Raw genomic sequence first — 11,936 nt, forward strand, 5'->3', positions numbered from 1 at the left:
TACTGGAAAAGTTGCCAGCAAAATTTAGTAGGTTTGTTATTTATTTCATTTTGAGAGCAAGAAATTATCATTTTAGAACAAATTATTGTCAATAATAATTCTAGAATTTCGAAATTGTTTCAGTTTCGGTGTATTTCATTTTGGTGTAATAATTAGTATAAGAACTAAAAAATTTCTAAAGGTTAATTAAAGAAATTTCTTATTAATGGTTCTCGTTTCTTCTTTATTAAATATTGATTTTTATTATGATGTGCCTATCATTTGTAATTAATCATTTACTAATTAAAATCAAGCTAGATAATTGTCATCTGGGAAAATAGATTATGATAAAAAGCATTTTTAGCAGGCTATTATTGAGCCTTTCTTTTATTGCTCCCTTTGGATATAGTTTCAGACCATGGTTGCATAAATTGAGAGGGGTGAAAATAGGTAAAAACGTTTGGATAGCTAAATCAGTATACTTGGATGAATTACATCCAGATGATATAGAAATTGGTGATAATTCAATAATTAACTTTAGAACTACTATCTATACACATTCATATTTTGGACCAAGACAAAAAAAAAGCACAGGCAAAGTAATCATTGGTAAAGATGTATATGTTGGGCCGCATTGCCTGATATTACCAGGCGTAAAGATAGGCGATTGTTCAGTTATTAAAGGCGGAACAGTAGTAACACGAAATGTACCTCCAAATACATTTTGGGGTATGCCAAACCCCGGACCTTTGGCAAGAGTTACCGTACCATTAACACCTGGTCACACACAAGAAGAATTCGTAAAAGGACTTAGACCTATTAAGAAAAAAAAGATTGTTGTTGAAGAAGAATAAAATCATTTTGAAAAGATTTATTAAACAAATAAAAAAGGAAGACAGAAAACATGAGCCGAATAAACGCAGTTAGAGAATTTATTATAGAAAATTTTTTGTTCGGAGAAGAAGAACAGTTAAAGCCAGATACTGATTTTTTTGACAAAGGCATTATAGATTCTACCGGTGTGATAGAATTAGTTAGCTTTTTAGAAGAATCATATAATATCTCAGTTGATGATGAGGAACTTATTCCACAAAATCTTTCAAGTTTAAACAACATAGACACCTTCCTTCAGAAAAAGCTTAATCAAAAGGTGGCATAAAGATGTGCGGGATTGCTGGTATAATGAATCTTGGACATCAAAAACCAATTTCTTCTGATGTGCTAAGAAGCATGGTTTCAAATCAGCAACACCGTGGACCAGATGAGACTGGTGCATATATAGATGATAATATAGGTTTGGCTCATGCACGATTAAGCATTATTGATCTTAAGGATGGCACTCAACCCATTTATAATGGAGATAAATCTCTTTGGATAATTTACAACGGGGAGGTTTTTAACTATCCGGAACTAAGACAAAAGTTGATCAATAGTGGTCATAAATTCTATACTACAAGTGATACAGAAGTAATTTTACATCTATATGAAGAAAATGGAATCAATTGTCTGAATGAATTGAATGGTCAATTTGCTTTTGCTATCTGGAACTCAAACAATAAAACACTGTTACTTGCTCGTGATCGGGTTGGAATTTTGCCTTTGCATTACACGATTCAAAACAAGCGGTTATATTTTGCTTCAGAGATCAAGTCAATCTTTGCTAATAAAGATATTGAAAGATCATTTGATCATGAGTCCTTAGACCAGATTTTTACTTTCTGGACTACACTTCCGGGCAAAACTGTTTTTAGTAGCATTAAAGAACTGCTGCCTGCACATTATATGTTAATTTCACAAAACGAAATAAAAACCGGTAAGTATTGGGATTTAAATTTCGCTGCTACTCATGAAGCAGTTAATAAAAAAAACGATGAGTTAGTTAATGAGATTTCAGAAATATTAATGGATTCAGTTAGAATCCGTTTACGTGCTGATGTTCCAGTGGGGACTTATCTCAGTGGAGGTTTAGATTCTTCTGCTTTAACTGAGACTGTTAAAAAAAATTTTAATAATGAACTCAGATCTTTCGGTATTAGATTTGAAAATAAAGAATATGACGAGGGAAGATTTCAAAATGAAATGGTAGATTTTCTAAAGGTCAATCACTCTGAAATTATCGCAACAAATGATTCAATAGGAACTAATTTAGAAAATGTTTTATGGCATACAGAAAAACCACTATTAAGAACCGGTCCAATTCCATTGTATATGTTATCAGGACTCGTTAATCAAAGTAGTTATAAAGTTGTATTAACAGGTGAAGGTGCTGATGAAATATTCGGCGGATATGACATATTTAAAGAAGCAAAGATCAGAAATTTTTGGTCTAAAGATCCTGAGTCAAAACTTAGACCGTTACTGCTTGGAAAGTTATATCCATATATATTTAAAGATGATCGGTTAAAACAAACACTTATCGCCTTCTTTAAAAACGGAATTGATAATCCTGATGATCCATTCTTTTCACACAACATCAGGTGGAAGAATACTTCAAAAATAAAAAACTTTTTTTCTGAACAGTTAAGAGATTCAACAAGAGATTACGACAGCTATAATGAATTGACAAAGTTGTTACCATCAGATTTCTTTGACTGGGATGCAGTAACAAAATCACAATTTTTAGAATCAACAATCTTTCTTAGTAATTATTTGTTATCCTCGCAAGGCGATCGAGTTGCAATGGCTCATTCACTTGAATTGAGAGTTCCATATCTTGATCACAGAGTTATTGAGTTGCTTGCAAAAGTGAATTCTGAAATTAAAATAAACGGACTGAATGAAAAATACTTGCTAAAGCAAATATTTAAAAACAGGTTACCATCAAATATTTTAAAGCGATGGAAAAATCCTTACAGGGCTCCTATTCACAAAGCACTTTTGAACAACAATCTTAATCTAGTTAAGGAATGCTGTTCCGAAGATGCTATTAACAAAACAGGGATTTTTGATCCGGTTAAAGTTTTAAAACTAATTAGCAAACTTGGAAAGTTAGACAGAGCCGGCGAATTTGATGAAATGGCTTTGGTCGGGATTATTTCAACACAATTAATTCACAAAAATTTTATAGAAGACTTTCAGGATATTCCTTCTAAATCGGACAGATTCGATCAATTTTTTGATTACAGATCTGCAAACAAAAGATTAAAAAAAGTTTTATAGATAGATTTTTATTTAAGTATGAATGTATTTGTTTATTTCTTCCAAAATTTAATGTTTTGAAAATGAATTTGATTTACGCTTGATTGGTAATGCATACCTGATAATATTCTTGTTGTTTTAAATAAGGAACAGTAGCAAATGACAATAATATCAGGATAAATAATTTTTCAGAAAATATTATCAACCTGCAGAAGTAAACTTGTGTTATACAAAATCCCTCAAATAATAAAATTCTGGGAAAATCTGTCAGTTAACCAGGCAGAGAAAGACCGGCAAAGATGGCATTGCCTTCAATGAAAAACTAAATAATTTTATAGTTATAAACTGAAATAAAAAAGTAAGGTAAAAATTTATGAATTTCACTAAAGAATCAATCAATATTGATCCAGCTAAAGAATTTGAAAAGATAAGTTCAAAACTTAAAGATGATGTAACTAAAAAGCTTAAGAAAAGAGGAGCAGTTGTTGGAATAAGTGGAGGGATTGATTCTTCTGTTGTTTTGGCAATATGCGCAAAGACTTTTGGACCAGACCGAGTAATTGGTGTAATGATGCCTGAAAACGATTCTAATCCAGATAGCCTTGAGTTGGCAAAGAGACTTTCAGCAAAGTTCAATACAAAATATGTTATTGAAAACATGACAGAAGCGTTATCTGGATATGGCTGCTACAAAAGAAGAGATGAAGCTATCAAAAATGTTTTTCCAGAGTTTAATAGTAACTACAAAGCAAAAATTACCTTGCCAACTAACTTATTGGAGAAGGAATCACTAAATGTTTTCCAACTAACTATTATTGCACCGGATGGAAAAACAAAATCAGAAAGGCTACCTCTTAAAGAGTACTTACAGATTGTAGCTGCATCAAACTTTAAACAAAGAAGCAGAATGAGTATGCTATATTATCATGCGGAAGCAAGGAACTATGCTGTTATAGGGACAGGAAATAAGAATGAGCATGAACAGGGTTTTTTTGTAAAATACGGTGACGGAGGTGCTGATATAAAACCAATCGCTCATTTATTTAAAACTCAAGTATTTCAGCTTGCCGAGTATCTGGAAGTACCGGAAGAAATCAGAAAAAGAACTCCCACAACAGATACTTATAGTGCAGAGCAAACTCAAGAAGAGTTTTTTTATAGAGTTCCTTTTCATATTCTTGATACAGTCTGGTTTGGATGGGAACAAGGGATTCCATCGAAAAATATTGCACAAGCATTAGGGCTGACTGAAGAAAATGTTGATTCGATAATACGCGATACACAGCGGAAAATTAGAACGACAGAGTATTTAAGAATGGAACCGCTTTAGCATTTTATTTTTGCACAATTGAAAAACAAATAATTTAATGCACTTAACTGAACAAAATGATTAGGTTGACTTATGGTTATTGATCATATAGGGATAGTCGTAAAATCAATTGAAAAAGGGATAAAATATTGGGAAGAAGTCTTTGATTATAAACAAATGACTGAAGTAGTTATAAATACAAGACAAAAAGTTAAAGTGGCTTTTTTATGTAAGAAAGATTCTCTTCTCATTAAATTGATTGAACCAATTGATCAAACATCATCCGTTTATAATGTTGCAAGGAAAGGTGGTGGATTACACCATTTAGGTTTTAAATGTAAGGATATCAATCAGGAAATTACTCGCTTAAAAAGTTTAGGAATGCGTGTTATAACAAGTCCTCAACCAGGAGAAGCTTTTGAAAATAATCAAATAGCTTTTTTATTAGGAAATCAGGCAACTAATATTGAACTATTTGATACCGATAAAAAAGCCAGAAAAATGATTTGCAAAGGATAGCCATAAAAAATCATTATGACTAGATTATTTTATTTTTTTAAACCGATCATATTTAGAAGTTTACAACTCTTTCTTAGGAGATTACTGGTAAAAAGGCAGGCAAGGAAGTATAAAGATGTTTGGCCAATCCTTCCAGGTAGCGAAAGAAAACCTAAAAATTGGAAAGGATGGCCTGATGGTAAAGAATTTGCCTTTGTTCTTACACATGATGTTGAACTAAGAAAAGGTCACGACAAATGCAGAGAACTTTTAGAGGTGGAGAAAAAACTTGGATTCAAATCCTCATTTAATTTTGTGGCGGAAAGATATAAGGTTGACAAAGAATTACGGGAGTTTATTGTAAGTGAAGGGTTTGAAGTTGGTATTCACGGAATAAAACATGACGGAAAAAAATTCAAGAACAAAAAAATATTTGATGAAAGAGCTATAAAGATAAATCAGTACATAAAGGAATGGAACATTGTCGGATTCAGAGCCCCTGCAGTACAACACAATCTTGAGTGGATTGGAGAGTTAGATATTGAATATGACTTATCCACCTTCGACACAGACCCCTTTGAACCCCAACCAGATGGCGTTGGTACTATTTTTCCATTCATAGTTGAAAGAAAAACTGGTGAGCCTGGTTATGTAGAATTACCTTATACTTTGGATCAGGATTTTACATTGTTTATCCTCATGAAAGAATCTTCTCCACAAATGTGGATTGATAAATTAAATTGGATTGCCAATAATGGCGGAATGGCTCTTGTAATCATACATCCTGATTATGTGAACTTCGATAACGAGAAAAAAACAGAAGAGTATCCTGTTGAATACTATTCTGATTTTCTCAAATACGTAAATGAAAATTTTAAAGGCAGATATTGGAATGCACTTCCCAAAGAAGTAGCGTTGTATTACAAAAAAATGATTGAGGTGAATTAGTATTGCGAAATAAGAAAATATTAATGGTGGTTTACAGTTATTTTCCTCAGGATGTCAGACCACGAAGAGAAGCTGAAGCCTTGATAAATGCTGGTTATACAGTAGATATGCTTTGTTTGAGACTTCCCGATCAAACCAAATTTGAAAACATATATGGAGTTGATACTTATAGAGTAAATCTTTCAAAATCCCGGTCTTCAAGAAGGAAATATATTTTTCTATATGCTAGTTTTTTTATTCGTTCTTTTTTCTTGTTGAACCGGTTATTTATAAAAAATCGATATGCGGTAATACATGTTCATAATATGCCGGATTTTCTGGTATTTCTTGGTGTAATTCCAAAACTTTTTGGTACGAAAATAATTTTAGATTTACATGACCCCACCCCTGAAATGTTAATGACCAAATTTGCAGAAGACAGAGAAAGTCGGCTGACAAAAATTCTGAAATGGCAAGAAAAAGTAAGCATAAGATTTGCTCATAAAATTATTACAACAAATAAATCTTTTCTAGATAAATTTATATCACGTGGTTGTCCTTCAGATAAAATAAACATTGTGATGAATTCTCCACAGGAGTCTATTTTTAACAAGTTCATCAACAATTTAAAAGAAAAATCAGATGAGAAAAAATATGTTGTTATGTATCACGGCATAATTATTACCAGGTATGGCTTTGAGGAATTATTGAACGCTGTAAATTTATTAAAAGGTAAAATACCTGGATTAGAATTGTGGGTTTATGGCACCGGAGAAGACTTGCCAATTTTTCTTGAGATGATTCAAAAATTAGATTTAAAAAATACTGTAAAGTATTTCGGGCAGGTTTCAATAGAAAAGATAGTGGAGGTTATACCTGAATGTGATGTTGGAATTATACCAAATAGGCTTACTCCTTTTACAAGGATAAATTTTCCTACAAGAATATTTGAGTATTTGTACATTAAAAAACCTGTGGTAGTGCCCAGAACACAGGGGATTAATGATTATTTTGATGAAGGTTCAATTTTTTATTTTGATGCTGGTGATGCAGAAAATTTAGCAAATGTAGTTTACACTATTTATTCTGATCGGGCTATAACAGCGGAGAAAATAAATAAAGGGTATGAGATATATCAAAAATATAGATGGGAGAGCCAAAGTAAGAATCTGATTAAAATTTATGAGGAACTACTTAATTAATTTCCGAAAAGAATATGAACAAAATCAAATATGTTTTGATTACCGCTGCTAAGAACGAAGAATCATATATAGAAAAGACCATCAAGTCGGTTATCAGCCAAACTATTAAACCAGAGAAGTGGATAATTGTAAGTGATGGTTCTACAGATAGAACAAATGATATTGTTAAACAATACAGTGATAAAAATAATTTTATTGAATTAATCGCTCTTCCTCCTAAAAAAGAACGCAATTTTAGCTCGAAAGTGAATGCTCTCAATCAAGCACTGAAAAAGATTGCGGGAATGGATTATGATTTTATTGGTAATCTAGATGCAGATGTTACTTTAGATAAAAGTTATTATGAAGAAGTTTTTCTTTCATTCCATTCAAACCCAAAGCTGGGTATTGCAGGAGGAATTATTCTGGATTGCGTAGATGATAAAGTGAACCCGCAAAACATAAGCCTTAATAGTGTTGCCGGGGCAATACAAGTTTTTCGAAAACAGTGCTTTGAAAACATTGGTTATTATATCCCGTTTAAGTATGGAGGCGAAGATGCGTATATGGAAATTAAGGCGCGGATGGCAGGCTGGGATGTACAAACTTTGACTGAATTAAAAGTACTTCATCATAGACCCACCGGAACAGGTATGGGAAGTTTGTCAAAAGCAAATTTAAGAAGTGGAAAAATGTTTTACACACTAGGATATTCGCCGATCTTTCTTTTAGTGAGATGTTTTTATCGGATATTTGATAAACCAGTTTTAATCGGGAGTACTCTGAATATCTTTGGTTACTTTTCTGCTTTTATTAAGAAGGAAAAATGTCCTGCTGGTGATGTATTCATTAATTTTGTCAGAAGCGAACAAAGAGAGCGTTTAATGTCTCTTTTACCATTTAATAAAAAAAGACCCGTAGTTAAAACTTCTCGTATGATTAAAATATAGATTTAACAAAGATTAGAGAAATGCATAATGTGTGGAATTTGTGGTCAATATTATTTTAAAGAGAAGCATCCTGTATCTATTGAGACAATAAAAAGAATGACTGATTCGATGACTCATCGTGGTCCTGATGATGAGGGATATCATATTTCAGAATCTATTGGACTTGGATTTAGGCGACTCTCTATCATAGATTTGTCCGGCGGGCATCAGCCAATGTCAGATCAGGAAAAATCTGTTTGGGTAATATTCAATGGTGAAATTTATAATTTCCCAGAGCTGAAAAAAGAACTCGAAGGCTATGGATATATCTTTAAAACAAAATCAGATACTGAGGTTATAGTTCATGGATATAAACAATGGGGAACCGATGTTCTTAGTCATTTAAATGGAATGTTTGGATTAGCAATTTGGGATGAAAAAAAAGAACGACTAATTCTTGCCAGGGACCGGATGGGAATTAAAATTGTATATTATAAAATTGAGGATGGACTTCTCTATTTTGGTTCCGAGATAAGAGCAATTAAAGCAGGATTAAATTATAAACCAGATATCAATCCAGCCGCAATCAATCTGTTTTTAAGATACCGTTATGCACCTGCACCACATACCATTTACAAGGGTATTCAGAAATTAGCAGCCGGGACTTGTCTGATTGTAGAAAACGGAACTGCAGACATAAAGCGTTGGTGGAATTGCAAACCGCAACCCTTCGATCCAGTTCCTAAAGAAGCACAGGTTAAAGAAGAACTTCTTGAATTATATCGTCAGACAGTAAAAAGTCACTTGATAAGTGATGTTCCACTGGGTATTCTATTAAGCGGTGGTGTCGATTCCAATATGTTGCTGGCACTAATGAATGAATTCGGTGAAGAATGGAAATCCTTTACTGTTGGGTATGGAGGTTCTTTTTTTGATGATGAATTGGAGTATGCAAAAGAATCAGCAGATATTTTTAATTCACCACATTATTCAATAAAAATAAACCAGGAGCGCTTTGAAGAAACCCTTTCAAAAGTCATTTCAATCGTAGAAGAGCCAATTACATCCTCCTCTATAGTACCTATGTATTATTTATGCCAAAAAGCTAGACAGCGAGTAAAAGTAGTCTTGATGGGACAGGGACCAGATGAATTATTTGGTGGATATATAAGACATCTCGGTGTTTATTATAGCAAATACTGGCGTTTTTTACCAGCGAGGATAAGAAAACCAATCGGTAAATTTCTTTCAAGAGTGTCAAAAAATGAGTCGATCAGAAGGGGGATACATTCACTTGAAGTTCCGGAAAAGATGATTCGTTATCAGCAGGTATTTTCTATCATGTCTGAATCTTTGATAGATGGCTTGTTTCAAGAAAAAGTCTTACCTGAAGGAACCGGTGATTTAATACTTGACTCGTGGAAAGATTTAGAAAGTCTAATTGAAGAAACAGATGATCTTAATGGTTTTCAATATTTGGAGATTCGATCTTCGCTTCCAGACGAACTGCTTATGTATGGAGATAAATTGTCAATGGCACATGGACTGGAAGTTCGAGTTCCGTACCTTGATCAAAAAATTGTGGAATATGTTGAACGATTACCTTCAGACTATCATATAAGATTTGGAAGTCAAAAATGGATTCATAAGCTTGTTTGTTCAGATTATTTACCAAAAAAAATCATCAAACGAAAAAAGCGCGGATTTGCAGCAAACGTTGTCGATGGATGGTTTAAGGAATCACTTTCAAATGAATTTAGCGGTATACTATTGGACAAAAATTCACTTATGTATGAGTTTTTAAAGCCAAAAAAAGTTATATCCTTATATAAGGATCATATTGATGGAAAAGAGGTTAATTATAAAATTTTATTCAGCCTAATTGTTCTTGAAAAATGGCTGAGAGAGTATCACTCTTAGTATATTTTGTCTGTATCATTCAATAACATGGTTTAAAAAATTAGTTAATATTAAATTAAAATTAATAGTGAATTACTCATCTGGTTTTAGAAACAAATTATGAAAACAAAAAAATATATTTTAATATCTGCTGCATGTAATGAACAGGACTACATAGAGAAAACTATTCTTTCTGTTATAAACCAGTCACATAAACCTGAAGAATGGATAATTGTTAGCGACGGCTCCACTGACAACACGGATTCTATTGTCAGTGTTTATGCCTTAGAGAATTCATTTATTAAACTTATAACTAATAATAGAAGAGAAGGTCGCGATTTTGCTTCGAAAGTTTACGCCATTAATATTGGGATAAAAAATATTCAAACATCTGATTATGATTTTATAGGAATTCTTGATGCTGATGTTTCTTTCGATAAAGATTATTATTCATTACTAATTGAAGAATTTAATAAGAACCCAAAACTAGGGATTGCTGGTGGAGACTACTTTGATATTATTAATGGAAAAAAAGTCCCGGTTTACCAGAGCTCTAATAGTGTAAGAGGTGCTACACAATTTTTCAGAAGAGAATGTTTTGCCCAAGTAAAAGGGTTAATACCGATGAAGTATGGTGGTGAGGATGCGGCTGCTTGTTTTTCGGCAAGAATGTATGGTTGGGAGACGAAAAGTTTTCCTAATTTGTTAGTGTTACATCACAGACCAACCGGATATGCTGGTAAAAATATTTTAAAAACAAGGTTGAGAGATGGTTATGTAGAATATGATCTTGGTTACCATCCATTGTTCCAATTTGTAAAATGCATTAAAAGAATTACTCAGAAGCCTATTTTTTTAGGTAGTTTTATTCGATTTATCGGGTTTTGGTCTGCTTACATAAAGAGAGGTAAAAGAGAAATATCTAACGAATTGATGAAATTTATAAGAGAAGAACAAATAACCAGAATAATAAATTTGTAATTTTTGTTGTATTTATATGAATTTTAAAGTACTTATTGATTGTTTTGACATTAACTTTTGGGAAAGTTGTGGAGCAAATTTTATTGATTACAACCTTTATCAAACATGGGCTTACCAGCAGATCAGAACTGAAACTAGTGCAACAAAATTAAGTAGATTTATTGTTGTAAGAGAAGATAATTATCCTGTTATGATGGGCCAAATTAGAATCAAATCCTTAATAAATTTTAAAATTGGTTATATCCAATTGGGTCCGATTTTTCAAAGAGAAAATATGATCGTTAATGAATTACCTGAAGCAACAAAGAATTTGCGCCTAAGCCTGATTGAAAAGTTGGGCCTTGATGTAATTAGAATTAATTTAAATGTTTGGGATGATCATAATGAATTGATTGAGAGTTTCCAGAGAGCCGGATTTACGGAAGCAAAGTATTACAGAAAGTATAAAACATTTCTAGTTTCACTTGAACCCACCAAGGAAGAAATATTTAAAAAAATTGATAGTGAAAATAGAAGGCTAATGCGTAAAGCTGAAAAGCTTGGATTAGAATTTGAGTTTTCTTACAATGAAGATTATTTCCCTATTTTAGATAAAATGTATCTTGAAGAAAAGCAAAGAAAGGGATTTAAAGGTATTGATTTAAAAGAACTTTGGGACACACAAATAAAATTAAACTCAACTGAAAAATTAGAATTAATCGCAGTAAAATATGAAGGTGAAATAATGGCCATTCACCTTTCATCACAAGTGGGTAAAACCGCTCTCGCTCTATTAAATGTTAGTAGTCTTAAAAGTCACAAGCTTAGGTTTGCTAATTACTTATGGTATGTTGCTTATCTTAGTGCAAAAGAAAAAGGCAATAAATATTATGACCTTGGTGGATATGATGAAAAGTTAAATCCGAATGGACATTTATTTAAGAGACGAATGGGTGGCGTACCTAAACAACTTGTGCCTCCTTTAGATTATTACAAGAACATTTTTGTTAAGTTGATCTGGTTTGCGATTTCCAAAAAGTACTACTCTTAGTGTAAATCAAGAACTATTATTGGATCTTAATTATTTATAACTTTATTATATCTAAAATTCATTTA

Annotated in this window: 11 protein-coding genes; all 11 read left to right on the forward strand. The window is 32.4% G+C overall.

Annotated features, from left to right (window positions below):
• Positions 1–419 precede the first annotated feature (419 nt).
• The 11 genes from ROY99_00555 (at position 420) to ROY99_00605 (ending at position 11,871) form a co-directional block, all read left to right on the forward strand.
• Complete coding sequence (locus ROY99_00555; GenBank protein ID MDT3694846.1) at positions 420–833, forward strand: acyltransferase; 414 nt, start codon at positions 420–422, stop codon at positions 831–833.
• Positions 834–883: 50 nt separating this feature from the next.
• Entirely contained in the window at positions 884–1,138 is a 255-nt protein-coding gene (locus ROY99_00560) for an acyl carrier protein (protein MDT3694847.1), read from the forward strand.
• A 2-nt stretch (positions 1,139–1,140) separates the two neighbouring features.
• The gene (asnB, locus tag ROY99_00565; GenBank protein ID MDT3694848.1) at positions 1,141–3,138 is read left to right on the forward strand and encodes an asparagine synthase (glutamine-hydrolyzing); all 1,998 of its coding nucleotides are present in this window, start codon (positions 1,141–1,143) and stop codon (positions 3,136–3,138) included.
• Between the two features lie 352 nt (positions 3,139–3,490).
• Positions 3,491–4,447, forward strand: a complete 957-nt coding sequence (gene nadE / locus ROY99_00570; GenBank protein ID MDT3694849.1) for an NAD(+) synthase — start codon at positions 3,491–3,493, stop codon at positions 4,445–4,447.
• 72 nt (positions 4,448–4,519) lie between these two features.
• Positions 4,520–4,945: a VOC family protein gene (locus ROY99_00575; GenBank protein MDT3694850.1), complete on the forward strand. Its 426-nt coding sequence runs from the start codon at positions 4,520–4,522 to the stop codon at positions 4,943–4,945.
• Positions 4,946–4,960: 15 nt separating this feature from the next.
• The gene (locus ROY99_00580) at positions 4,961–5,872 is read left to right on the forward strand and encodes a hypothetical protein (protein ID MDT3694851.1); all 912 of its coding nucleotides are present in this window, start codon (positions 4,961–4,963) and stop codon (positions 5,870–5,872) included.
• 2 nt (positions 5,873–5,874) lie between these two features.
• Positions 5,875–7,053 carry a glycosyltransferase family 4 protein gene (locus ROY99_00585; protein MDT3694852.1) on the forward strand — a complete coding sequence of 393 codons (1,179 nt, stop codon included), beginning with the start codon at positions 5,875–5,877 and terminating at the stop codon, positions 7,051–7,053.
• A gap of 14 nt (positions 7,054–7,067) precedes the next feature.
• Entirely contained in the window at positions 7,068–7,982 is a 915-nt protein-coding gene (locus ROY99_00590; GenBank protein ID MDT3694853.1) for a glycosyltransferase family A protein, read from the forward strand.
• 27 nt (positions 7,983–8,009) lie between these two features.
• Positions 8,010–9,881: an asparagine synthase (glutamine-hydrolyzing) gene (gene asnB / locus ROY99_00595; GenBank protein ID MDT3694854.1), complete on the forward strand. Its 1,872-nt coding sequence runs from the start codon at positions 8,010–8,012 to the stop codon at positions 9,879–9,881.
• A 99-nt stretch (positions 9,882–9,980) separates the two neighbouring features.
• Positions 9,981–10,841 (forward strand): glycosyltransferase family 2 protein, encoded by an 861-nt coding sequence (locus ROY99_00600; protein ID MDT3694855.1) that lies wholly within the window; start codon positions 9,981–9,983, stop codon positions 10,839–10,841.
• Between the two features lie 16 nt (positions 10,842–10,857).
• The gene (locus tag ROY99_00605; GenBank protein MDT3694856.1) at positions 10,858–11,871 is read left to right on the forward strand and encodes a hypothetical protein; all 1,014 of its coding nucleotides are present in this window, start codon (positions 10,858–10,860) and stop codon (positions 11,869–11,871) included.
• Positions 11,872–11,936 lie beyond the last annotated feature (65 nt).

Source organism: Ignavibacterium sp. (assembly GCA_032027145.1).
GTDB lineage: Bacteria > Bacteroidota > Ignavibacteria > Ignavibacteriales > Ignavibacteriaceae > IGN3.

Bases quoted from the DNA above. Each gene is read 5' to 3' on its own strand.
- asnB (MDT3694854.1), top strand. From the start codon at position 8,010: ATGTGTGGAATTTGTGGTCAATATTATTTTAAAGAGAAGCATCCTGTA.
- ROY99_00580 (MDT3694851.1), top strand. From the start codon at position 4,961: ATGACTAGATTATTTTATTTTTTTAAACCGATCATATTTAGAAGTTTA.
- ROY99_00560 (MDT3694847.1), top strand. From the start codon at position 884: ATGAGCCGAATAAACGCAGTTAGAGAATTTATTATAGAAAATTTTTTG.
- ROY99_00600 (MDT3694855.1), top strand. From the start codon at position 9,981: ATGAAAACAAAAAAATATATTTTAATATCTGCTGCATGTAATGAACAG.
- ROY99_00605 (MDT3694856.1), top strand. From the start codon at position 10,858: ATGAATTTTAAAGTACTTATTGATTGTTTTGACATTAACTTTTGGGAA.
- ROY99_00590 (MDT3694853.1), top strand. From the start codon at position 7,068: ATGAACAAAATCAAATATGTTTTGATTACCGCTGCTAAGAACGAAGAA.
- ROY99_00575 (MDT3694850.1), top strand. From the start codon at position 4,520: ATGGTTATTGATCATATAGGGATAGTCGTAAAATCAATTGAAAAAGGG.
- nadE (MDT3694849.1), top strand. From the start codon at position 3,491: ATGAATTTCACTAAAGAATCAATCAATATTGATCCAGCTAAAGAATTT.
- asnB (MDT3694848.1), top strand. From the start codon at position 1,141: ATGTGCGGGATTGCTGGTATAATGAATCTTGGACATCAAAAACCAATT.